Origin of the sequence: Flavobacterium oreochromis (assembly GCF_019565455.1) — a bacterium.
Lineage (GTDB): Bacteria > Bacteroidota > Bacteroidia > Flavobacteriales > Flavobacteriaceae > Flavobacterium > Flavobacterium oreochromis.
Map to the genome: position 1 here is coordinate 3,235,834 of NZ_CP067377.1, position 22,287 is coordinate 3,258,120.

At 36.6% G+C, this 22,287-nt stretch carries 37 protein-coding genes; 10 read left to right on the forward strand and 27 right to left on the reverse strand.

The genetic code is table 11. The features are described 5' to 3' along the window. Position 1: 1 nt before the first annotated feature. From JJC03_RS15505 to JJC03_RS15530, 6 genes are all read right to left on the reverse strand, one after another. Positions 2 to 1,177 carry a DUF2586 family protein gene (locus JJC03_RS15505; protein WP_235873624.1) on the reverse strand — a complete coding sequence of 392 codons (1,176 nt, stop codon included), beginning with the start codon at positions 1,175 to 1,177 and terminating at the stop codon, positions 2 to 4. After that, positions 1,174 to 1,665 carry a hypothetical protein gene (locus tag JJC03_RS15510; protein ID WP_235873625.1) on the reverse strand — a complete coding sequence of 164 codons (492 nt, stop codon included), beginning with the start codon at positions 1,663 to 1,665 and terminating at the stop codon, positions 1,174 to 1,176. The genes JJC03_RS15505 and JJC03_RS15510 overlap by 4 nt, the downstream gene beginning before the upstream one ends. A 72-nt stretch (positions 1,666 to 1,737) precedes the next feature. After that, a complete protein-coding gene (locus tag JJC03_RS15515) occupies positions 1,738 to 2,043 on the reverse strand; it encodes an N-acetylmuramoyl-L-alanine amidase (protein WP_258931978.1) in 306 nt (101 codons plus the stop codon). 26 nt (positions 2,044 to 2,069) lie between these two features. Beyond that, entirely contained in the window at positions 2,070 to 2,477 is a 408-nt protein-coding gene (locus JJC03_RS15520) for a hypothetical protein (protein WP_235873626.1), read from the reverse strand. 3 nt (positions 2,478 to 2,480) lie between these two features. Continuing rightward, positions 2,481 to 3,323, reverse strand: a complete 843-nt coding sequence (locus JJC03_RS15525) for a hypothetical protein (protein WP_235873627.1) — start codon at positions 3,321 to 3,323, stop codon at positions 2,481 to 2,483. Between the two features lie 18 nt (positions 3,324 to 3,341). Then, the gene (locus JJC03_RS15530) at positions 3,342 to 4,232 is read right to left on the reverse strand and encodes a hypothetical protein (RefSeq protein WP_258931980.1); all 891 of its coding nucleotides are present in this window, start codon (positions 4,230 to 4,232) and stop codon (positions 3,342 to 3,344) included. 280 nt (positions 4,233 to 4,512) lie between these two features. On the opposite strand from JJC03_RS15530, the gene JJC03_RS15535 reads away from it, so the two are divergent. The 9 genes from JJC03_RS15535 to JJC03_RS15570 all read left to right on the forward strand — a co-directional run bounded on the left by JJC03_RS15535 (position 4,513) and on the right by JJC03_RS15570 (position 10,643). Further along, the gene (locus JJC03_RS15535; protein ID WP_235873628.1) at positions 4,513 to 4,800 is read left to right on the forward strand and encodes an oxidase; all 288 of its coding nucleotides are present in this window, start codon (positions 4,513 to 4,515) and stop codon (positions 4,798 to 4,800) included. Beyond that, positions 4,784 to 5,311 carry a terminase gpP N-terminus-related DNA-binding protein gene (locus JJC03_RS15540; RefSeq protein ID WP_235873629.1) on the forward strand — a complete coding sequence of 176 codons (528 nt, stop codon included), beginning with the start codon at positions 4,784 to 4,786 and terminating at the stop codon, positions 5,309 to 5,311. The genes JJC03_RS15535 and JJC03_RS15540 overlap by 17 nt, the downstream gene beginning before the upstream one ends. Then, positions 5,311 to 6,165 carry a hypothetical protein gene (locus JJC03_RS18355; RefSeq protein WP_258931982.1) on the forward strand — a complete coding sequence of 285 codons (855 nt, stop codon included), beginning with the start codon at positions 5,311 to 5,313 and terminating at the stop codon, positions 6,163 to 6,165. The genes JJC03_RS15540 and JJC03_RS18355 overlap by 1 nt, the downstream gene beginning before the upstream one ends. A 118-nt stretch (positions 6,166 to 6,283) precedes the next feature. Then, on the forward strand, positions 6,284 to 6,865 hold the full coding sequence (locus tag JJC03_RS18360; protein ID WP_258931984.1) for a hypothetical protein: 582 nt from the start codon (positions 6,284 to 6,286) through the stop codon (positions 6,863 to 6,865). Beyond that, complete coding sequence (locus tag JJC03_RS15550) at positions 6,862 to 7,347, forward strand: hypothetical protein (protein ID WP_235873630.1); 486 nt, start codon at positions 6,862 to 6,864, stop codon at positions 7,345 to 7,347. The genes JJC03_RS18360 and JJC03_RS15550 overlap by 4 nt, the downstream gene beginning before the upstream one ends. Positions 7,348 to 7,583: 236 nt before the next feature. Next, positions 7,584 to 7,784: a DUF1320 domain-containing protein gene (locus JJC03_RS18365; protein ID WP_258932638.1), complete on the forward strand. Its 201-nt coding sequence runs from the start codon at positions 7,584 to 7,586 to the stop codon at positions 7,782 to 7,784. Next, entirely contained in the window at positions 7,785 to 8,279 is a 495-nt protein-coding gene (locus tag JJC03_RS15560; protein WP_235873631.1) for a phage morphogenesis protein, read from the forward strand. 17 nt (positions 8,280 to 8,296) lie between these two features. Continuing rightward, positions 8,297 to 9,448 (forward strand): phage portal protein family protein, encoded by a 1,152-nt coding sequence (locus JJC03_RS15565; RefSeq protein WP_258931985.1) that lies wholly within the window; start codon positions 8,297 to 8,299, stop codon positions 9,446 to 9,448. A gap of 133 nt (positions 9,449 to 9,581) precedes the next feature. Next, positions 9,582 to 10,643 carry a phage head morphogenesis protein gene (locus JJC03_RS15570; protein ID WP_235873632.1) on the forward strand — a complete coding sequence of 354 codons (1,062 nt, stop codon included), beginning with the start codon at positions 9,582 to 9,584 and terminating at the stop codon, positions 10,641 to 10,643. A 339-nt stretch (positions 10,644 to 10,982) separates the two neighbouring features. On the opposite strand, the gene JJC03_RS15575 is transcribed toward JJC03_RS15570, so the two are convergent. From JJC03_RS15575 to JJC03_RS15670, 21 genes are all read right to left on the reverse strand, one after another. Continuing rightward, entirely contained in the window at positions 10,983 to 11,216 is a 234-nt protein-coding gene (locus tag JJC03_RS15575) for a hypothetical protein (protein WP_235873633.1), read from the reverse strand. Between the two features lie 88 nt (positions 11,217 to 11,304). Further along, positions 11,305 to 11,688, reverse strand: coding sequence for a hypothetical protein (locus tag JJC03_RS15580; RefSeq protein WP_235873634.1), 384 nt, complete (start codon positions 11,686 to 11,688; stop codon positions 11,305 to 11,307). Positions 11,689 to 11,691: 3 nt separating this feature from the next. Beyond that, on the reverse strand, positions 11,692 to 12,015 hold the full coding sequence (locus JJC03_RS15585) for a hypothetical protein (protein WP_235873635.1): 324 nt from the start codon (positions 12,013 to 12,015) through the stop codon (positions 11,692 to 11,694). Between the two features lie 222 nt (positions 12,016 to 12,237). After that, positions 12,238 to 12,372: a hypothetical protein gene (locus JJC03_RS18370; protein WP_258931986.1), complete on the reverse strand. Its 135-nt coding sequence runs from the start codon at positions 12,370 to 12,372 to the stop codon at positions 12,238 to 12,240. Positions 12,373 to 12,596: 224 nt separating this feature from the next. Then, positions 12,597 to 12,920: a hypothetical protein gene (locus tag JJC03_RS15590; protein WP_235873636.1), complete on the reverse strand. Its 324-nt coding sequence runs from the start codon at positions 12,918 to 12,920 to the stop codon at positions 12,597 to 12,599. After that, positions 12,917 to 13,096 carry a hypothetical protein gene (locus JJC03_RS15595; RefSeq protein ID WP_235873637.1) on the reverse strand — a complete coding sequence of 60 codons (180 nt, stop codon included), beginning with the start codon at positions 13,094 to 13,096 and terminating at the stop codon, positions 12,917 to 12,919. Before JJC03_RS15595 ends, JJC03_RS15590 begins: the two co-directional genes overlap by 4 nt. A 4-nt stretch (positions 13,097 to 13,100) precedes the next feature. After that, positions 13,101 to 13,388, reverse strand: a complete 288-nt coding sequence (locus JJC03_RS15600; RefSeq protein WP_235873638.1) for a hypothetical protein — start codon at positions 13,386 to 13,388, stop codon at positions 13,101 to 13,103. 231 nt (positions 13,389 to 13,619) lie between these two features. Beyond that, positions 13,620 to 14,060 (reverse strand): LvrA C-terminal domain-related protein, encoded by a 441-nt coding sequence (locus JJC03_RS15605; protein WP_235873639.1) that lies wholly within the window; start codon positions 14,058 to 14,060, stop codon positions 13,620 to 13,622. A 455-nt stretch (positions 14,061 to 14,515) separates the two neighbouring features. Then, positions 14,516 to 14,806, reverse strand: coding sequence for a hypothetical protein (locus JJC03_RS15610; RefSeq protein WP_235873640.1), 291 nt, complete (start codon positions 14,804 to 14,806; stop codon positions 14,516 to 14,518). Positions 14,807 to 14,808: 2 nt separating this feature from the next. Next, a complete protein-coding gene (locus JJC03_RS15615; protein ID WP_235873641.1) occupies positions 14,809 to 15,000 on the reverse strand; it encodes a hypothetical protein in 192 nt (63 codons plus the stop codon). Beyond that, positions 14,987 to 15,163 (reverse strand): hypothetical protein, encoded by a 177-nt coding sequence (locus JJC03_RS15620; RefSeq protein WP_235873642.1) that lies wholly within the window; start codon positions 15,161 to 15,163, stop codon positions 14,987 to 14,989. Before JJC03_RS15620 ends, JJC03_RS15615 begins: the two co-directional genes overlap by 14 nt. A 19-nt stretch (positions 15,164 to 15,182) precedes the next feature. Next, positions 15,183 to 15,530: a hypothetical protein gene (locus tag JJC03_RS15625; RefSeq protein WP_235873643.1), complete on the reverse strand. Its 348-nt coding sequence runs from the start codon at positions 15,528 to 15,530 to the stop codon at positions 15,183 to 15,185. A gap of 5 nt (positions 15,531 to 15,535) precedes the next feature. After that, positions 15,536 to 15,799, reverse strand: a complete 264-nt coding sequence (locus JJC03_RS15630) for a hypothetical protein (RefSeq protein ID WP_235873644.1) — start codon at positions 15,797 to 15,799, stop codon at positions 15,536 to 15,538. Positions 15,800 to 15,848: 49 nt separating this feature from the next. Continuing rightward, a complete protein-coding gene (locus tag JJC03_RS15635) occupies positions 15,849 to 16,406 on the reverse strand; it encodes a DUF3164 family protein (RefSeq protein ID WP_235873645.1) in 558 nt (185 codons plus the stop codon). Between the two features lie 103 nt (positions 16,407 to 16,509). Beyond that, positions 16,510 to 16,809 (reverse strand): hypothetical protein, encoded by a 300-nt coding sequence (locus JJC03_RS15640; RefSeq protein ID WP_235873646.1) that lies wholly within the window; start codon positions 16,807 to 16,809, stop codon positions 16,510 to 16,512. A 113-nt stretch (positions 16,810 to 16,922) separates the two neighbouring features. Next, complete coding sequence (locus JJC03_RS15645; protein ID WP_235873647.1) at positions 16,923 to 17,273, reverse strand: hypothetical protein; 351 nt, start codon at positions 17,271 to 17,273, stop codon at positions 16,923 to 16,925. Between the two features lie 3 nt (positions 17,274 to 17,276). After that, positions 17,277 to 17,906, reverse strand: coding sequence for an AAA family ATPase (locus JJC03_RS15650; RefSeq protein ID WP_235873648.1), 630 nt, complete (start codon positions 17,904 to 17,906; stop codon positions 17,277 to 17,279). Between the two features lie 2 nt (positions 17,907 to 17,908). Further along, positions 17,909 to 18,496: an AAA family ATPase gene (locus JJC03_RS15655; RefSeq protein WP_235873649.1), complete on the reverse strand. Its 588-nt coding sequence runs from the start codon at positions 18,494 to 18,496 to the stop codon at positions 17,909 to 17,911. A 145-nt stretch (positions 18,497 to 18,641) separates the two neighbouring features. Continuing rightward, on the reverse strand, positions 18,642 to 18,788 hold the full coding sequence (locus tag JJC03_RS15660; RefSeq protein ID WP_235873650.1) for a hypothetical protein: 147 nt from the start codon (positions 18,786 to 18,788) through the stop codon (positions 18,642 to 18,644). Positions 18,789 to 18,799: 11 nt separating this feature from the next. Further along, positions 18,800 to 20,830, reverse strand: coding sequence for a hypothetical protein (locus JJC03_RS15665; protein ID WP_235873651.1), 2,031 nt, complete (start codon positions 20,828 to 20,830; stop codon positions 18,800 to 18,802). A 41-nt stretch (positions 20,831 to 20,871) separates the two neighbouring features. After that, the gene (locus tag JJC03_RS15670) at positions 20,872 to 21,099 is read right to left on the reverse strand and encodes a hypothetical protein (RefSeq protein WP_235873652.1); all 228 of its coding nucleotides are present in this window, start codon (positions 21,097 to 21,099) and stop codon (positions 20,872 to 20,874) included. 90 nt (positions 21,100 to 21,189) lie between these two features. Here JJC03_RS15670 and JJC03_RS15675 point away from each other — a divergent pair, with 90 nt between their 5' ends. Beyond that, positions 21,190 to 21,828: a S24 family peptidase gene (locus JJC03_RS15675; protein WP_235873653.1), complete on the forward strand. Its 639-nt coding sequence runs from the start codon at positions 21,190 to 21,192 to the stop codon at positions 21,826 to 21,828. The last annotated feature ends 459 nt before the right edge of the window (positions 21,829 to 22,287 follow it).

The following is a 22,287-nucleotide window of genomic DNA, read 5'->3' on the forward strand; positions in this document are numbered from 1 at the left end:
TTTATTCTATTTTTGTTGTGAATCCGATATTAATTGTAATAAAATCGCTATACCCAACCGGCAATAACTGTAACTGAATAACTATTTCGTTATTAGTTAAAACGGCCTGATTTTCGTCGATAAAGGCTTTCGCACTTGAAAGTTTTCCGACTTGAATCATATTTCGGTTAATGTTACTTTCGATTTTATTTTGCCACCCTTTAATGATTGCCGGGTGTACAGTTCCTGACTCAGTTACTGGGATTTCATCCGACAACTCCTCAATCATTGTATCATAGGCAATTAAAACAGCCTCGTCCATTACCAAACCACGCGATTGTATTTTAAAGTCATCCGTTGGAAGTGTTAGAGTTTGGTCTCCAGTTAACCAATAACCTGAGCGATTCGCAAAGCCTCTCAAAAAGATGTAGTTCTTATTTGATATTGCGTCCCAAGCGGTGTCTAATGATTCCACAGGCCCCCCGTTAGTGAAATAAGCCGCTAGCGGTTCAATTGCACCGTCTTTAACTCGGGATACTTTTCTTTGGCTTGGAATAATTGCGTGTCGGCCTAAAAACAAACCAATTGAGGCCTCTTTTGAGCCGTCGTTATTTGCCAATAAAATTGATACACGGTTAAACTCCGTAGTAGAGTAATCCTTTAAATCGGCTACAGTTCCCGAAAACTTATTCCCGGAGATTACTGTACGAACTGGAAAGTATCTACTTGCAAAGTCATCGGCTAACACCTGAGCTTTAACAACTGCCGTATGTACATCAGCGTCTAAACCGTCGGTGATTGTTTCCGTTGTTCCCGATTTTTTCAAGAACCCTAAAACACGAATTTTACCTTTTGCGTCAGATAATAGCTTCTTTGCGTATGGGTTGGTTAAATCGGCCATTTCGGTAAGTGTAATAGTTCCCGGAACAACCATAAACCAAAGCTCGGCACCTTTTTGGGCTTCGCCGTAAAACGCCGCTATGTGCTTATGCGCAAAAGCGTTGGTTCCTGTCGCCTCAATACCTAAGTTTTCGGCCTCCTCAAGCGAGAAGATTTGGTAAGCAACGCCAGCCGTAACCTTGTTAGTTCCTGATACAGTAACACCGGTTAAAATAAGACCAGGTATTTTTTGTATTTCGGCAGTTGCCAATCCCAAACCGTTCTTTGAGATGTTAAATTTTATGTTTGGTAAACTCATACTATTCTGAAAAATTTAAGTAGATAACAAACCGCAAATCCCGCTATAAAAGCCCAAATCAAATAAAGAAATGTGAACCCGGTTTTTTTAGTTGTTCCCTTTTGGTTGTTTTTACTTTCCCTTTGCATTTCTTTAATGAGCTCGGTTTTAATTTGAGCTCGAAGTGCTAAACTATCACAGGTGGCAGTTGCGTAAATTGTATCGTGTACAATCCGAATTTTAACTTTTGCTTGGCCGTTTTTTTGGGTGTAGCTATTCGGCTTTGAAACGGTGTTTAAACCGGGTTTAATTCCCAATTCACTAACCGGAATTTTAAGGCTTGTTTCGGCCTTTGGCGCAAACAAAGTAGTGTCTTTATAGGTTACTGATTTCTCAGATGTAGCCTTTGTTTCGGTTTCTATTTTTTGAATTTCCTGCCGTGTAGTTCGGCAGGAAATCATCAAACAACTAACACAAAACACTAATAAAATGAGCGTTTTCTTATACATTTTTATATTCTGTTTTAGCGTCAAAACTTGGACATGCCTTTTTCACGTCTGGAAAATCTCTATGCCCTTGAATTATCGCGGTTGGAAATTTCTTTTTAAGTCCTTGAGTAATTTTAATAAGCTTACCTTTTGTGCTTCAGTTCTATTATCTTTTGGCTTTCCTTTTCCATCAACGCCTCCTATGTAGGAGATATTTATAGATACGCTATTAAAGCCTTTCACGCCATTGGAAACCTCCTCAATTGGCAATAATGGAACCACAGTCCCGTTTGGCATTATTATAAAATGATAGCCGGGCTTTTGCCATCTAAGATGTTCACGCCAATAATTTTTAATGTTTTCAACGGTTGCACTCTGTGCCGTTGCGGTGCAATGCACGGCTAAATATTTTATAATTCTCATGTTTACTTTTGGATTTTGTCTTTATATTCCTGTAATGCCGTAATTAAAGTTTCTGCTTTTCCGTCAACTACATTAATATTTAAAGCCTTAATAAGGGCTTTCATCTCGGGGTAGTTTTTACTTAACAATTCGGTAGCTAATAACTTTTTTTCATCAGCGGAAAGGACATTATTAGTTTCTATAACCTCTTCAACCTCCAAATCAATTTGTAAAGGATTTTTAAAGGTGTGGACTTGTTTTCCCTCCAATGTCTGAGCATGATCAGCGGCAAAATTTCTTTTTAGGAAAATAAATCCGTCGTCAGTTAAGTGTAATTCTTTGACTTTTTTATTTTCTTCAAAATATTTGTAGGCTTTTGATTTTAAGTCCACTTCGGTTAAAGTGGACTCATTTAAGTTTTCTTTACTCATAGGTTACAGAATTGCTCCTAGATATTTAGGATTTGTTGCACGAATGTTACCCACAAGAGCTCTTTGAGCAAATGAAAGCTCATCAGATTGAGAAGCGGCCGATGCTAAAGTCTCATACATATCTGTGTCACCAAAACAACGGAAAACCTCGTCTTTACACCAAGTAAAAGAGCAAACTTTATCACCTGCCTCTTTAACAGCTCCAAAAGGTTTTTTTACACCCGCAGAAGTATAAAGAGCGTTTTTGTTGTATCTGTAAACTTTAAACCCAAACATCTCATTTGTGTTCAAAACTTCTTTATGCAGAACTTTATTCTCTTTTTTGATTCGAGCCATATGCTCAGCAGTCAAACAAATATTTAACCCATCATAAATATCAAGGCCATTGTAAAATGCCTCCATATCAATAATTGCGTCGATAATTGAGTCATTAGCTCCTAGATTAGCGATTTTATTAAACGTGTTACTTGCTGTAGGAGACCATGCATAAGCAGCTCTCACACCCATGTTTCTAGCTAAAGATGTTTTGTGACGTCCAATAACACTCATACGCTTATTATAGCTTAACTCAACCTCTTGTAATTTTCTGTGGCGAGTTCTTGCAGTTGAATACGTCTTTAAAACTACCTCATTAGGTATGTCCGTAATTGCTTGTAATGGCAAGTCATTTTCGTTGCCTGCAAAATAGTCCTCGTAAACGTCCGGCTCGATTCCGGCTTCAGCAAGGTGTAGCTTATTGTTTTCTACATATTCGGATTTATCAACCGACGCGAAAACGAAACTGTTATCCGGGATTGGGTTTTCTTGAATACCTGCAATCCATACTTCTTTTTGTAATCCTGGCATTTGTCTATTTTTAAGTTATTATTTATCTTCTTTGTGTCTTACTCCGTTAGCGTAGTCTTTTGCTAATTGCTCATACTTTGCCGGATCGTCTTTTCGGATTAGGCCAAGTTTCACAGGATTGTGTTTTTGCAAATAGTCGAAAGTTTCCTCGGTAGTTGTGACTGCCTGTTTTCCTTTTCCTGAAAGAACAACCTCTTTGACTGCTTTGTGCGTTTCTGATTGAGTGTCATCGCCCTCTTTTTCTTCAATTAATTTTGAAAGAATGGCTTTTTGTACCTCATGGTTAGCCTCAAACGCTTTGATTTGAGTATCTTTTAAGCTCTCAGGAATTAAACCTAAAGACACCGCTTTATCTGTTAAAGCTGTAGCCTCTGCCGTTTGAATTCCTTTTAACTGATTTTCGAAGCCTGTCGCCTTATCCTCAGCCGCTTGTTTTGCTAACTTTAGAGATTGGACTTCTTTTAAAATTGTGTCCTCCGGGCTATCCGCCGAAAGGCCTAATGCTAATGCAACTGTTTTAAATTGTGACATATCTGATTTTTTTTCTGAATTAAGTTTTTTAAGTTGTACCTGCTCCAAGTGCTTTTTATTAAGTTTTAAAGCGTCATCGTTGCCGCCTATTTCTACAATTGAAATCTCAACCAACTTACAAGCGGTTACAGTTTCAAATATTTGTCCGGGCATAATAAGCTCCGGGTCTGACGATGCAGTTATTACGTCGGCATACATTGAGGCCATTTTGATAAAACCGCGATCAACTTTACCCGCAATTTTTGCCGCAAATTCATCGGCCATGTCAAACTCAATCGAGGCTATTAATTCAGTCCCTCGAGTCCAAAGTTTTATACATCTACCTATTACGGCCGTGCCTTTATTATCTGAGTCTTTATCGTATTCTCTCTCGTGCATAAACAATACAACCGGGTTACGCATATACTGCGTGTAATCAATTCGGATGTTAAAACACGGTAGTAGTACTCGTTTACATTTTCGGTATTTATGATAAAATCGTAAGTCATTTTTTAAGTACTGTTTGTTCTGATTTCTGAGGCAAAATTGTATCGATTTTGAAGTAAAAAAAAATCGGTTTCCAATGCTTGTGCCTTTTAAATACAAGGTTTGTACAACTTTTATACAAGCGTTGAAATTGAAATTTTATAGTAGTTATTGTTAGCCGAATTTTGCCTTTATGAACGATATACTTTTAGACAGTAATGGCGATTTAAGTTTCAAGAATGGGGACTTAGAAATAGGATACTCCAACAACCAACATCAAGAGCATATTTTGATTGCCAACAAAGGAGAATTTAGGGAGTTCCCTGAGCTTGGTGTCAGCATTGTTCAAATGCTTGACGACGACGACTATATGAGCGTATTAATTGAGGCCAAAAAGAACCTTGAGTATGACGGTATGAAAATCAACAACATCAAATTTGAAGCTAACGGAAATTTAAACATCGATGGGGATTACAAGTAAAAAATTAAAGCCGATTGAGGAGGAAACTAACGAGAATAATTTAAGTAGTGGCAGGCTTAAAAACTCCGAAAGAGATAAAAAAATGCAAGACGCTCTTGGCCTGTACATTCGCGGATATTCTTTGCAAACGATTTCCGAAATGGAAACAATTCGAGTAGGTGTTAAAACATTAACGGCTTGGAAAAAAGCTCATAATTGGGATGAGGAGAAAAGCCTCCAAAATATCTCGCCAAACGAAATCAAAAAAATGATTCGCTCAAATATTGCAGCAATTAAAACGGGTAAACAAATGCCATATAAACCGGATGATATTTCAAAGTTAGCGGCAGCATGGGAAAAAATGGACGACAATAAGAAAAAGGCGGTTTACTCAATGGAGGCTTTCGACAGCTTTGTTGATTGGTTTACCGACATAGTGGCTAAATCAAAAGGGGCAAAAAGGGATAAAAACCTCGAGATTTTAAAAACCGTTAGAACATTACAAGACAGTTACATTGAAACCTTAATATAATGACAGCAACCGAATTTAAAACGGCTTTAGAAAACTTTAAAATGAAGTCAAAGCAAATACAGGAGCTTACTTACAACTCAATAGTAAAAGAAACTATTGAGGAGCAAGAGGAGCGAATTGCGTATTTACTTAGACCTGAAAATTACACTAAATTCTTTGATTATTATTTTGGGGTTGGGGTTGCTTTTTCTTTGGCCGATGCACCTTGCGCAGATTTTCACCAAAGCTCATACGAAAAAGTATTTAATGATCGGTTTATTGTTCAATTAAGAAAGTGGTATCGAGGTAGCGCAAAATCAATCCATACTAACGTTGGAAATATGTGTCATCTAAAGCAAAACGACGAGCTTTACTTTGGTGTGTTAATTGGTAAAAATGAAAATTTAGCCAAAATCCTTTTATCAGATTTGCAACAACATTTACAGTTTAATGAAAGGTATATCAAAGATTTTGGTATGCAAATGAGTTACGGTAGTTGGGCAGATGGCGAGTTTGATACAACCGACAATAAGAAATTTAAGGCCTTGGGGCTTAATCAACCGTTTAGGGGTTTAAGGTCAGGAGCCAACCGTATTGACTTCGCCTCAGTTGATGACTGCGAGGACAGAAAACAGGCTAAAAATATCGAGCTAACACGAGAGAACGTTGAAAAAATTACAGGTGATTTAGGTAAAGCTTTTCACTTGAGACGTGGCCGTTTATTGGTTCCAAATAACTACATAGTAAAAGGCGGAATTCTCGACGGAATTAAAGATGCTTTTAAAAACTCCAAACACTTTGACGAGTCCATAGTCAACCTATCTGACGAAAATAATAACCCAAGTTGGCACCAAAGATTAAGTAAAAAGATGTAATCCAAATAAACAAAAAAACAGACTACTACACGTCGCAAAGAGAGGACTACAATAACCCAATTGAAAAAGGAAAATTATTTAAAGCTGAGTGGCTTAAATACGTCGATATTCGGGCGATATGATGTGGGACGGTCTTATAGCGCATTGGGATTTATCTTATACGAGAAACGGGGATTTTAAAGCCTGTGCGATTGTAGGCTTTAAAAGTGGTAAGGCTTATTTATTAGACGTTTTTTGTCGTCAATGTGATTTACCGGAGGCAATGGAGTGGCACTTTTCTAAAATGAGGGAATACACCTCTAAAGGGGTTTCTGTTTTGTCGTTTTACGACGCAACAGTATCACAAGCGGCCGTTTTTTCAACTGCTTGGCTATCTACGGCAGAGCGTGAAAAATACGCCTCAGTTCCTTTGCCAAATCATACAAACTCAGATAAGCACATAAGAATTGAGGCCACATTAACGGACGTATTTTTCAACAAACTGCTTAGTATAAATAAAGGCTTAAAAGATACGGCAGACTGGCAAAGTGCAGAGGAGCAAATATTATCATTTGAAAAAGGAACTAAAGCACACGATGACTTTCCCGACACATTAGAAAACGCCGTAAGGTTAGGCCGAAACTATTTCGGCTATTCTCAAGACGCCGTAAATAACTCGAGGCCAGTAATAGGCACAAGAAACAAAAAACGCAGAGTATGACACCAAGAAAAGAACTTTTTATAAAGGTTAAACAGGCTTTAAGTGATAATGTCCCGGAGCTTGAAAAAGTGGATTTACAGAGAAAGCAATTTTCTAACCCAGAGAGTGAATATGGTACAGTATGGACGGCGGCTTTAATTGCTATTTCCTCAATCCGTTGGGAAAGTATGGTCGAGCAAAAACAAGAGGGCACTTGTACGGTTGACGTTACGCTTTATTGTAAAGACGGTTGGCTTGACCAACACAACGGAACCGCAGACGACGAGCACGGTTTAATCGAGATTGATTTAATTGATAAAATGGTCGAGAGCTTACAATTTTTGCAGGGCGACTATTTTAAAGTGTTAGAGCTAAGCGAGGAGGTGGCCGGTGAAGAAAACGGAATTATGACTTACACGCTTTCCTTTACCACGAATATTTACAGGCGAATAAATCCAAAATACGGCAAGGCATCATTAAGTATAAACCAACCAACACCTTAAAACTATGTTTTTAGAAAAAAGCGAATTAAAGACCGTTGCAACGGACGAAATAATCAATAAAATCATCAATAACGATGATTCAATTGTAACCAATATTATTGACGAGAGTATCGACTTAATGTCCGGTTATTTATACCAGTATTATAATACTGAAACAATTTTCGGGGCCACAGGAGACGCCTCGAAATAAAACCATTTTAAAACAACTTAAAGGAATCGTTATACACGAAATATACATTCGCCGTACTAAGACTTTCAACGAGGTTGCAAAAACAAGATACGACGAGGCTATGTTATGGCTTGAGAAAGTATCAGAGGGAAAAATTAAGCCACCTTTGCCGATCAGGTTAAACGACACAAACGGCGATGGAACTCCCGACACTCCGGCAACATTTATGAAATGCGGTAGCCGTAAAAACTATAAAAATCACTTTTAAATGGCCAGTTTAGCAGACTTACAAAACTTATTAAATAAGGCGGCAAAAGAAATGCCGGATAAAGCCTTACGGATTATTGGTGTTGAGGGTTTGAACTTCATTCAAAAGAATTTTAGAGACGAGGGCTTTACTGACGTGAGTACAAAAAAATGGGAAGAAAGAAAAACCGAAGACAATCGAGGCCGAGACATTACCCGTTACAGAACCAACCGACGAGGGAAACAGGGAAATCTTAACCGATACGGTAGCAAGAATAAAGACCGGGCAATATTGGTCGGTCATGGAACTGGAGGCGATAAACTAAAGAGCTCATTCCGGCACCGAATAAGTTTAGGCAGCTCCTCAGTAAGTTTTTACACTTATAAAGGTTATGCCGCAAGACATAACGAGGGATTAGACGGAATGCCAAAACGTCAATTTATGGGTAAATCTGAATATTTAAACAAGCAGATTGCCGCGAAAATTAAAAAGGAATTAGATAAATTATTACGATAGTATGTTAAGCAAAATATTTGGAAGTAGAGGACAACAAGCAGTTGAAAAAACAACCGCAAGACCAACAAAAAACACGGTTCATTTATCTGGCAACGCTTTGGGGGAAAAAAGTAAACCTTTCCGGCGGTGATGCCCATAATATTGAAAAGGTTACTCAATTAATGGTTGACGTAATTCGTCGTCAAAGGAGGCTTTGGCGTAAAGAGTTGAACGACTGGACGGCGCCAAGATATGCACGTTATCAGGCCGAAATACCTAAAACTTACCCGATGCAAGAACTTTATCAAGATGTTATGCTTGACGGCCATTTAACGGGTATCACGGGAAACCGAACTTTACGAACAACAAACAAAGATTACATTTTTACCATTGATGGCATTAAAGACGACGCTTTAACAGAACTTATAAAGGATAAGGAATGGTTCGAAAACGTTATTCAATGGGCGCACGAATCAACTTACTACGGATATTCTCTAATTTGGGTAAGTGATTGGGCAAAAGGAGAAATTAAAAAAGTTGAGCTCATCGATAGAGGTATCGTTATACCTGAGCATAGTGTGCTTTTATATGACGTTAACTCGGATAAGGGTATCGATTACAGCGAAATAAAAGACATTCTTTTATATGCCCAATTTTACGATAATATAGGTTTATTAGAAAAGGCCGCCGTTTATACAATTCTAAAACGTCACTCGTGGGGAAGTTGGGACGAATTCGAGGAGCTTTTCGGTATTCCGATCAGGATTGCAAAAATTGCCTCTCAAAGTGAAACCGTCAAAAATGAGGTTGCCGGTTGGCTTGAGGAAATGGGGTCAGCTCCTTATGGTGTTTTCCCAATTGGTACAGAGGTTGACATTAAAGAAAATAGTAAAACGGATTCTTTTAACGTATTCTTTCAAAAGATTAAAGCATTGGACGCTGAGCTTTCAAAGTTAGTTTTACATCAAACAATGACTACCGAAAACGGCTCAAGTAAATCACAGGGGGAAGTACACGAAAACACCTTAAACGAGGTTATTTATGCAGATGAAAAGAAAGAGCTTGCTTTCTTAAATAATAAGTTGGTTCCGGCAATGCGCCTACTTGGTTATAAAATACCTGACAAAGCAAAAATTGCAGTTGAAAAAACTACCGACCCGAAAAGCAAATTAAAATCGATAGCCAATTAATGTCTAATGGTTACATATTAAAACAAAAATATGTAGAGGGAACTTACGGAGTAGAGGTTGAATTTATGCCATCCCCAGGAGACGGAAAAAACTCTAAGCCGGACAACTCAAAAAAGCCCTAAGCCTGCTTAAATTGTTTTACCGTACGAATTGTTGTAGTACGCCTATACAATTAGATAAAACGGATAAAATCGACTTAAGCGGGCTATTTGAGGACTACATTAAGGAAATATTTGGAACTCGTGAAATAAGCTCGGAAAACCAACAAAAAGCCGTTGAGCTTTATTATAACACTTTTGCTAAAGGTGTCGATGTTGGTTACAGTCCAAGCTTGGAAATGTACGACCCGGCTTTAGCTCATTCGTTAAAATACAACATTGCTCAATTTTCTGCTCTCAAAGAAACGAGCTTTAGAAAACAATTAGAGGCCGCTCTTGTAAAAGACGGTAAAATTGTGCCGTGGTCAGAATTTAAGAAAGTAGCGGATAGCCTTAATATAGACTATAATCGCCGTTGGTTAGAAACTGAATATCACCATACAGTTGCGGCCGCCAATATGGCCGAAAAATGGCAAGATTTTGAGGCCGATGCAGACCTGTATCCAAACCTTAAAATTGTAACCGCCGGTGATGCTCGAGTAAGGGATTCGCACAGGGTTTTAGATGGCGTGATTTTACCAATTAATCACCCTTTTTGGAAAACACATACACCGCCTTTCGATTGGGGTTGCCGCTGTATAATTATACAAACAGACGAGGAGCCGGACGAAAAGGCACCGAATTTTAAGTTTAAAGAGGAATTTAAAAATAACCCCTATTATAGTGGAAAAGTTTTTAAAAGTAATCCTTACGCTGATGGATTAAGAAACGACGAAATAAAAGAGGCCAAGAAAAACCTCTCTACTTTCTTGGAGTCTGAAACAAACTTAATAAATACTAAAAACTCACGTGTTAAAATTAGTTTAGGAGCCGATTATCAAGACTTAAGAAGAAACTACCAAGTTGCCGACATTTGCTCTAAAAAGCTAAATATTGATTTCTTAATCAGAACGCACTCAGAGCTCAAAGGACTTACTAACCCGGAGTATTTAATTTTTAATAAATTTCTTGGTGATCGTAAATCAATTGATGGTTTGAATAATATGCGCGGAGTTATTGACGACGCCAAAAAAACAAATGCTAAACAAGGCAGTTAACCCGGAGCAAATTCCGTATTACATTGTTTGGGATTTTGACAAAATTAAAGGTCTCGACGTTGACGAGATTATAAGAACCTTACAACGCAAAATTACAAGCGAGAGGGGTCGGTCAATAAAAGGAATGATTTTTCAGTATAAAGGCAAAGCGGCTCATTTAACCCGAGAGCAAATTATTAAAAGAGATTTCAAAAACCTTGACGTATTAAAATGACAAAAGCCCCGTAAAGGGGCTTTTATCGTTCGGGCTGTCTCAGTTTACACCTCGACTGCATTTTTATACTGAATTGTAGTAGACTTATTTATAATGCAAATATATGAATTCTTTTTAAATGGTTTTTAAATACCGTTAAAAATTGATAATTGATTACTTTTTTGAGGTGTAGCTTGGTCGTTATAAATACCCTCATAATTAATAATCGCCTCGACCGTTCTGTTAGATAAAAATACTTTTTTTGCAACCTCCTCAATAACCGCATCAATCCTCCATTTTGGATTTTTAGCAAGTAAATCATAAAATAATTTACGTACTTGTGAGTTTCTTTCGGTAAGTCTTTGTTTTCTAGCGGCCATATGCAAATATAATGAGTTGACATAAATCTTACAAATCGAATTTTTTATTATAAAAAAAAGCCCACCATTTTGGTGGGCTTTTATAATGTTAATTACATCGGCTTTCTCCTAAAAGAACTCCATAGGCGTTGTCTTTGTCCGGACTGTTTGTTGTTCCGAATTCTACAACTTTAACCGCGTCAATTTTGGCCTTGTTTTCTTTTAACGTTTCGCAGATGTATGAGGCGTAACCACTTCGGTCAGTTCCGTCACTCTCTACAGCTACGTACAATATGTTTGCATCTGTTAAAAAGGCGTCTTTAACTTTTGGCTCTTTTTTGATTACTTCGACAGCGGCTTTATTTATTGCCTCGGAATTGTCTTTTTTAACTGTCTCCTGGGGAACACTTTCGCTTTCTCCTTTACAGGCTTTTACACCGCCTAAAACGGCTACAAATAACACGGCTCCGATGATAAGTTTTGTTTTGTTCATTTTTTACAATTTTATAATATGATGTTTACTTGATTCTTTTGGGTTAAAATACTTGTTATAAATTACTATTTCATTCTGATAGTTTGGCAGTACTTCATAGCCATAAATCTCTTTATTCTTATGTGGCGAGTTTATTGATATATTTTGCCTGTTATAAGCCTCAATTAACTCTCTTAACCACTCCGGCATTAAAACTTTTATGTTTTCCTGTCGTCCATCTGTATTATCTAAAACATCAAATGTTTTTTGCCCAATTTCAGTAATTAAATTGTGTAATTTATCCGCCGTTGTTTCGTATGTAATATATTTTTTATAAATGTCTCTCATGGCTCAAATATAGTTAAAAATAAAAAAAGGCGAACGGTGTACAAAGTCGTTCGCCTTTTCGAGTCTAATTTAAAAAATAAAAAAATGTATAATTGTCATAACCAAAAATGAAATAATTACTCCAAAGGCAGTTCCAATGCAAAAAATAATTTTTTTTTCAATTGTTTTTAAATCGCTATGTGTTTCAAATAGTCTCATTTGTAAAAGTATAAAGTTTATAAATTAATTCTTTACGGATTCACGTAATTGTTTTTGAATTTCCCGTTTTCTAGTGACCAGTTTCTCATCATTTGAGCCACAGGCTAAAAGCTCCTCTAGTTGCTCCTCAATAATTTTAAGTTCCTCCTCTAGTTCCATTACTTTAGTATTTTAAATCAGTCCAATGGATTATTTTTCCAACAAAATCAGTATTGAAGTACGTAAAAAAATCATCTACGCTATCGAAACCATCATTTTGTGACAAAGACTTTATTTCTTCATTATTCAACCGCCTTTTACCAATAAATACCGCCTTTTTTTGTAGCAAGTCATTAACAAATGTTTCCCTATTGTGATAATACACTATCTCAATTTCCTGTGTGCTAACCACCCGGCAGAACCGGAGCGAAGCGAAACATATCAGGTTTACGAGAGTTTATAAAGAAATCTATTTTAACGCCGAGCTTCCAACGTTCTTTTTTGTCTTCACGAATAGTGTGAATTTTCGGGGTTGATTGGTCAACCACTTGAAGTATACAATCTGCAGAATGATAACCCGTAAACTCGCCGTAATTATAAATAAAATCGGGGACCTCTTTAAATAATTGATTTTCTTTAATCTCATACTCCTTTAACAATCCCGACAATATTTTCTCAGGAAAAAGCGTTGGATGCCCCTTTAATTGTGTGCTAAATGATAGTATCATACTTCCTGCATTAAATTAGTCCAGTTACCCAAAAAGTCATAAATGCTTTTGTATGGAATTTTCACTTTTCCCACATTGACAATCATTGAATTTTTATTTACTTGGATAATGTAAGTTTTACCATTTACAATATCATTAGTTGTTTTTCCTGTGTAAGTTGCTGATATACTTTGCATATTATTAATGTGTAAAATCAATTGATACTTTATAAACTTGTATAATGATAACATCATCAACTATAAAAGTGGTTGTATTGTTATCGGGTTGGTACTCCCTTAATTCTGGGAGCTTTGCCCGGCCATTGTATGAGTTAACACCCGAGTTGAAGTTCTTTTTAATCATTTTCTTTGCCGCTCCAATGTCAGAGGAAAGAGTATGATCTAAAATTATAAGGCTATTTAAAACCAATTCCTGTACTCTGTTTTTGGTAGAGTAACTTTGTGTTACTTTAATGAAGTCTTTTGACATGTTAAAATAGTTTTAGTTGAATGTTATTATTAATTTCAATTCTTATAAAATCGTCTGAGGCATAGTTAACCTCTTTTTTGCACCCAATACAATGAAAGTGACCCTCAAAAAAGTGCTGCCATAATCAAACTTATGCCTATAAACACTTTTGCAACCACAGTTAAACAAATGAATTTCCATATTACATTTACACCGGTGTAAGACTTATATTTAAAAATACTTTCTTTTTGTTTAGTCATCCCACCAACCACCTTTAATGAATACCTCCGCATAAGGAAACGATGTACCCTCTTTGGTTTTTAATTTTTTATACTCTGGGAGCTTCATAAGCAGTTTAATCTTTTGAGCATCCTTGAGCTTTTCCCACCGCTCTTTTGCAGTTTTCTTTTTACTTAGCGGGTTGTATGGGTATAGTTTCCAAAATACATCGAAGTCAAGAACCGGCTCCGCTTTTATGATTTCAAAGTTTTCTTTTAGTTTTTCTCTCCAAGAATCAATCATACTTTGTACACCCGGAAACTGACCGGAGTTAAAAAGCCAATTATATTGCTTTGGGGATAACTCACCATCAAGTACTTCAAAACTTCTAAAAACGCCGTTTAAATTGTATTTAAATACCCATATAAAACAGTCCATTTTGCTTTTTACTGTGTAGGTTGTTACTTGCTCCATTATGCCAATTTTTGATTTATTTGATTAATAACTCCTTGGAGTTTCGTTTTAATAAATTCGTCATTGACGGTTTTTATTTGGTCAATGAGTAAAAGCTCTAGCATATCGGCCTCGTGATGCTTTAGTGATACCGTTACTTTCTTTTTGGGCTGAATATTGTTTGCTGTCCTTTTAAATTACAGGCCTTACTTTCCAATTTCTTAGAAACGTCAAAGGCGATTGATAATGTTGACTTTTCTCTACGAGTATGAGCTCTTGTATTATAAACCGGCTGTAATGTTAACGAAACTAGTAATAACGTTTCGGGTGTTAATATTATAGATATTTTCATACACAATCAGTTTTAGGTTTTGTTAATTGTTCGTTACAGTCCTCGCAAAAAACGGCGGTTGTTTCGCACGTTGCCGCCACTTCGAGGACTACTGTTTTTTTTTTTCGTGGACGCAATTTTCCATTTACTTAAATCTGCTTTGAATTATACCGTTTAATGCCGTTATTATTTTATCCAGTTCAAACGGTTGCATATCTTTTAAAGGCTTTTTAATGGGAGATTTATCACTCTTTAAAAAGTTGCTCAGGCGTTCCAAGTCCGGTAGCTCTCCGCGGCGGTCATTTGGTACCGTCCATTGCAGTTGATACAGACAGGAAAGTATAACACGGTGTTTTTGGTTATTTTTATCGAACATCGCCCAGTTTTCGGAGGCGGTTTTTGGTTCGTTTACCGGTGTTGAACCCTCTTGAGACATTATTATTTTTTTGCTTGAGCTTGGGTTATTGATTTTAAGCTCGTATTCTTTACATCACCGGTTACCCATTGCACCCATTCGGCTTTAATATCCTTCTTGTAATGGACGTTTTTCATTATCCGGTTAACTTGCCAAGTAAGTATTGGTAAATGGTCGCCTATGGTCTCATTTGGCTTTACTTTAGTTGTCGCCATACTTTTTTAAGATTAAAGAGTTACCGACTCTTACATATCGGTAGCCATTGTTTATTTTTTCTTGCTCCTGCGCTTTTGCTTTAGCCAATGCCTGTGCGGCAATTGGCTTGTGAGCTTTCATAAATTCCTGTGGTGATTGGTTTGCTTCTGTTTTTGTTGCCATGGTTATCTTATTTAGTCGGTTAGTCAATTTCTCCTTTTGCTTTCATTTCTGAGTGTTGCTGTGCCATAATTGGCCACAATTCGTCCCAACAATCGTGGCATAAGTAATTATCGCCTGCGTCCTGTGCCATTTTACTTATATCAAAATCATTTTCGCAACTTTCACATTTCTGCAAACAGATATTAGGGTTTTCCAAAAGGCCGTAGAACTCGTTATTTTTGCATTGAGGACAAACGTGCTCTAAAAATCCGTTTTCAATTGGCTTCATTGCTTTCTCGTCATCTGTACCCGCCCATTTGCATTTTCTATTTGTGCACTCATAACCTTTTGGGGTTTCGCCGCTTTTAGTATATTTTCTTTTAGCCATTTTGTTTAAATTAAAATTGGTATGTTATTACTTGAAATTATTTTTTTAATGTCTTCAAACAGTAGCTCCGATGTTATTTCCATAAATGTCAAATCTCTGTCCTCCTCGTTATTGAAAGCAATTTCATAGCTAAACTCAACATGGTCTCTTAAACGAGTATACCTGTATACTGTCACTACAATTACATCTTTTTCGCCTTTACCTATTCTTTTTAAAAGTGTACACTGTAATAAATTTGTAAAGTCAAATAGTTTTACCCTTTTTTCCATTTTGTTGTTGTTTTGATAGGACTCGAACCGCTCCGTATGCCTTGCGGGATTATACTGTAAATCTGAACTCTATTTTTTTAGGTAGTCCGTTATGCTCGATGAACTTCCAACCGGAAACGTACATACTGTTTTGACGACGTTGTTGTGCGTTTAATATGATGTCGATTCCCTCGCTAAACCTTTCGTTATTAAACTCGTCACGGAGTTTGCTTAATTCGATTATTTTTGACGGATTTAACATCCCGGTTTTTGCGTTTGGTTTCAAAAAAGTGTTAACCATTTTTGACAACCTCTTTACATTCTCGTCATCTGTGGCCAATGAACTGATAAACTCTTTTATAATTTCAACTCCGGCGCTTTCTGTACCGTCGAAACCGATTGTTACATTATAGCCTATTGTTATTGATGCGGAACCATCAGATAGTGTACTTGTGTGACTGTCTTGTGCGTTTTTCTCAAGTCCGTAAATCTCCGCTTTCATTTCCTTGATGGTATTATAATCTTCAAAAAGGTTTATGATCAGATTTTCCACTTTTTCCTGTTGGAAAACAAGGTCATCAATATTGCCCCTTACGAAATCCTCAGAAAGCTCTTTTAATGCTTTCACGTTTTCTTTTTCTCCTCTTTCTGTTTTTTGTTAAGGTCTTTCGCCTCCTCGATAAGTGCCGCTCTTTGTTCCGGCGTTAAGTCTGTTAAATTGATTGTTGCGCTCATATTTCTGAAATATTAAATTTGTACGGTTTTGGCGCCCAAAAGGTTAATTGAATGGTTTTTAAAATGGTTTGAACTTTAATTTCTATTTCCTCCGGTACTTGGTATTTACGAGTTTGTTTTTGCTCTAAAAAACCGGAGTTGTAATTTTGGTTATCGAACAAAGAGCCCCGCTCTTGGTTGATAAGAATTCGCTCCCAAACTGTTAGCTCACTTTGTTCTGAGTCATACATTAAAACTGAGTAAAGGTCACTAAGTCGATTGTCTATGTTTTCCGGGGTGTACTCAAACTCTACCATTCTCGGCCTCTGTTAATTGTTCGGTTAATTTTCTTAAATCCCCCTCAATAGTTGTTCTATTTGGGTGGTTTACGTTGTGCTCAAGCCAATACTTGAGCTCTCCGATTTTGTTTTTAATTTGCTGCAATGTCATAAGCTATAATGATTGGTTTTTTAGCGTTAATGATTAAACTTTTTGGGTATTTGTTAAAGATTGAAATTGTAGATCGATTAAAAGCCTCTTTAACGTCTTTCGGTTTAATGTTTGGCTGATTCTCGTACTCTTTCATAATGTTTAAAAACTCTCTTTCGCACTTAGCAAACTCCGTTTTGAAGTAATTAAATACTGGCGCGTTTTGTACAATCTTTTGCAGGTCATTTTCATAGTTTGTTGCAAAGTCCATGGACCAACGTAAAAAAATGTCTAAGACTTCAAACTCGTATTGCTCTTGTGTAATGTTCAGGTTTACTAAAATTGCGTTCATTTGTTAATTGTTTTTGATTTTACTCCCGTGAAATAACATTGCTGTTTGTTCATCTACTACGATTTGGCCTCCCGGACATCTACCGGAAACAAAAGCGGTTAATCCTACTACTCGAATGATTACTTTTGCTAACTTCTTACATAACTTGGCCGTAGAGGTATAAGGTTCGTTTTTGTCCTCGTGAGCCATGAAAATAAAAGTGATGTTTGGGAACTCCTCTTTCAAGGTGTAAAGCTGTCCGTTTTTAAGCTCGCTCACATAAACCGTTATATTGTCTATTATTACAATTTTTGGGCTTTGTCGCTTTCTTAATTTCGTTTTTAGCGTTTCCAAATCAATGTATTCAATGAACTTTAATCGTTTAATTTTGGGGTCTAATTTTGCCCTCTCTGCATTTGCTTGAAACTCTTTACCAGTTCCCTCCTCGGCAGATACATAAAGGACACTTTCAAACTTGGTTAAATACTCGGCGAGTTTTAGGGCGAAAAGCGTTTTGCCGTTTTTCTCGTTCCCATATATCAACCAAAATCCCCCTTTTGCGATAACTCCAAGAACTAAGAGCCAAATCCCGTCGAACTCGAAGTTCTTGTATATCTTTTCTAAAAGTGATTTTGTTGAAATTGCTCTTGCCATAGTTAAGCTCCTATCTTTATCAGGGTTTCTAAATATCTAAGTGTCGCCTCTTTGTTTATACACTTGTTTATAAGAGGTTTTACTTTTGTTTGGTCTTCCACGTTGGCACTTGCGACGGTTCCAATTAGGTCACTATAAAAAGCCTGCCTTTCTGTTTTTCCGTTTGGTACCAGTTTGATAAACTCGTCAGAGAAACGGCTGAAAATTTCGGCGTAACCAACTTTTTTGCCTGAGATACCTTTCTCAATTTTTGAGCGTAACCCATCGGCTCCAATCATATACCAACCGCAAACGCCGTCGGTACCATTCCACAACTCTTTTACTTCTAAAAATGCGCTGTACTCTAAATCTCCAGCCTCGTCAAGTATGATAAGAGGTTTTTCAAGTGTGGTTAAGTAGTATTTTAGATTTGCCTTTACATCAATATATTTTCCGGCATTGTCTATACCCACAGTTTTTGCAATAAGTCTAATAAACTGCTGTTTGGTTTTAGCTTGGGAACAATCAACGTAAAAGGTGTTTTTCATTTTTCGGCTGATGTGTTTTGCGCAGGCCGTTTTTCCTATTCCACAATCGTCAACTAACATCATTGACTTACTCAATTCTTTGCAAAAGTTTAAGCTGTCCTCCATATTGGCGTAAACAGATGTGCGAGTAATTTTCCAAGTGTCCTCATAAACTTTTACTTGTAATTCGCGTCCAAGTGATATCCAAGCGGTGTCAGATAAAAGGCGCTCAGTTTCCCCCGTTTTTAAGCCTTGAGAAAATAGCCGGTTTTATGCCTTTTGATTTTGCGTAATCTGAATCGGAACCACCGTAATTTTCTCTTTGCTCTAAAAGTGCGTTTACTACTTTTTGTCTGAATTCATTTGTTAGGTTCATAATTAATTTTTTTAAAGGTTAAAATTTGAGCGCCATTCTGTTGGCCGTTGATTTGTGTTATATGCGTATTCCTCTTGTAATTCATCGTCGAAAACTTCAGCGGGCTCCTCGTTTAATTCAAAGCGTTTTAGGTTTGGAATTCTAAAGCCATTGTTAAGCGTTTTAGGAGTGCTATCAATGATGTTAATGTTTTCGATGTTGTTTCGTTTTCTCTTGGCGAAAGCCTCTACCGATGCAACATAAGCACTTTGTAAAAGTTGAGCCTCTTTGTCCGCTTCGGTTCTATTCATTGACGCCCTGTTATATCTTGGCATTTCCATAATTTCACAGATAAGACGATCTTTGTAGTAAACCAATGCTTTAAGTACTGAGCCGTCGTTTGCGTCAAGCCAATAAACGTCCACATCTTTGCCCTCAATAATTTTCATTTGTTGTATTAAGGCCTCACCTGTTAGGATTTTCCCGTTTTCTGCAATGGCTCTTTTACGGCCTTGTAGGTTTACATATCCTAAGTGGCAAGAGGTTGGTGTTTTGTGACCAAGTACCGGAAGTATTGCCGCCCAATTTGTTGGTTTTAAGTTCGGGGCTTGATTTGCTTGGAAATATTCCCAACGTGTTAGCTCTTTATTTTCCGGGTGAGGCATATTATTTGACATTTCAATATCTAAAAGCCTTTCATTAACCAATGTGTCGTAAGGAATGATCAGTTTTTTATCTGTACGTTTTTGATTTGCCTCTGCTTTTGCGTGTGGCCTTGCTAACCAACCTAAATTTTGTTTTTCGACGTTATTTCTTAGGGTTCCAAAAGCTCGCTCGATATATTTTCCTCGGGCGTTGTTAGCCTCAATTCTTACGGCATCAAACATTGCTCCCGGACGTAATAAATTGTTTTTAAAACTGCTGTTTAATGAACTCTCACACTCTAACTCATACGGCAAGCAAAATCCCCATTCTGTATAATTGCGTACCATTTGACGATAAAACTCCAATATTAATCCCTCTTTAGTTTTCCCGTAAACGAATGTTGTAAAACAACGGCTCGCTACATCTAGCCCTAAATAAAACCACATTCTGTCACCGTTTTGGTTATAAACGAATGGCGGTTGTCTATCATCGATTGAAATAAGTTCACCGGCCAACGTTGGTAAATCTAATTGATGGTGTGGTTTGTATTTTCCCATGAATTTTTGACGATCTCCACTTCTTTCGTGGTGAGTGGCGATTCTGTTTTCCCACTTGTTTATATAATTTATAATTGTGGCCTGTGAAAGTTTCTTAAATTCCTTTGGGTTGTAAAGTTCTCCGGTGTCCTCATTAAAAACTTGCGCGTATCCATTCAAAAACGCCTCGTAATTGCGCGCAACTTCTGTCGGGGTAGGTTTGTGTATCTGATTCTTAAAAAGTGCGTTAAAAATCATTTCTACGCGTTCGTCAACTTTTCGGGCGTTTTGCTTACCGGTTCCGTTCGGGTCTTTTATTAGCGAATAATAACTATTTTCTTTAAAATCCTTTAAAGCATCTTTAAAGCGTTTTGAAGTTGGGAGAGTGTGCTCCGTTTTATACTTGACTTTTAAAGTATGTTGGAAGCTCTCAACATCATAAATCAAAGTTTCCATTATTCCGCGAAGTGAGCCTCTCATTCTGATTCGCTCCTCAATTCTTTTTTGCTCTAACTTAATAACGGCCTGCATTACACTAGCGTTGATTATATATCGCTCTTGCTCGTCTGATTTTAAAGCCGAACCGTTTCTTTTAAACGCGGCGTAATATCTTACGGCCTCAGCATCAAATTGAAAAAATAAGTCTAATGGATGATTTACTTTTCGAGGGTCACCAAGTGCCTCCTGATATTCCGGTTTAAGGCTGTCAAAATTGATTAAAGGAATACCGTTTAAAAAAGCGTTCTCAATACGCTTGATTCCGTAAGGTTTCTCTTTGTATCTCCAAAGCTCTTGATATAAACTTTTTGATTTACTCCAAAATCTTGGAACAAGCTCCTCAATTTCGACAGCAACAACGTTATGTGAGTATTCAAATGGCATAGTTTAAATCTTGATTAAATCGTTTTTAATTGATTTTGTTTTTAGTACAATTCGCTTTTTAGCTTTTTTTTGAATTTATCTAGAGTTTTATCTAACTCACTTTTTAATCCCTTGTACTCTTTACGAATTGTATCAGCCGTTATACTTTCTCTATTGCCGCTTAAACATTGTCTAATGTATTGAGCGCTAAAACCGTGTTTTACAACCAAAGCCGAAATAATTTCAGGGCTATACGTGTATTTCTTGTTTTTTGTGATACCTTTGTTCATCGCTTTAATTGTTTCTTATTATGTAGCAAATACATAGAGTGTATTCTATATAAAAAAATAAAATTGAGTAAATAATCTAAATTTAACAAAATGATTGTTGATAGAATTCTGCAAATAATTGATTTTAAAGGAATTAGTAAGAATAAATTTTATAATGAAACCGGTCTTTCGAATGGCTTTTTAGACAAAGTAAAGGATGTTGGGGCGTCTAAAATTGAGAATATACTCAATACATACCCGGATATTAGCCCCGATTGGTTACTTATGGGAAAAGGTGCTATGACTAAAAGCGAGGGAAATATCGCAATACCTGCAAATGGTGTTGTAACCGGAATTCCTTTAGTTGCAGTAACGGCAATTGGTGGATTTGGAAACTCGACTTTTTCAATATCAAATCAAGATGTTAGAGATTATTACGTAATACCAAAATTTAAAACCAAAAAAATTGACTTTATGATTGAGGTTGAGGGTAGTAGTATGTATCCGAAATATAGTAGCGGGGATATTGTGGCCTGTACTGTGATAAACGAAAGCTCTTTCATACAATGGAATAAAACCCACGTTATAGCAACAAAAAATCAAGGTATTATTATCAAGAGAGTAAAAAAGGGCTCAACTGATAATACTTTATGCATGATTTCTGACAATCAAAGTTATGATCCGTTTGAAGTGCCAAAAGAGGAGATTGTCGGCTTCGCGTTAGTTGTTGGAGTTATAAGATTAGAGTAAAAACTCTAAATATTTAGATTATTCACTAACATTTTATAAAATAAAGAGTATTATTATTAATATAAATAACTGATATTCAATAAGTTAAATTGTTTTTATTTTATAGAGTAAATGCAATTATCTTGCGTGAGTTCTGCGTTTTGTTGCTAAAAATCCGGTTTTTTGCATTTAATCAAGCCGTGTTTTATAAAATAAAACACACATTTGTAGTAAATAGAGTAGTAAATAATGTAGAAAATGACACAAATCGTTATTTTTTTAGGTTATAACGATTTGGTATTAAAACCTGATAAATATTAAGGGTTTTTAAAGGCATTTTTAGGGCTTAACTGCTTGTATATAGTAGTATGTAGCAGTTAATCAACTAAAACGGAAAATAACAGGGTTTAAATAGTATTTAAAGAATAATTAACAGGTAATTAAACGTCAATTAATTATACATTTTTGCACAATTTGAAT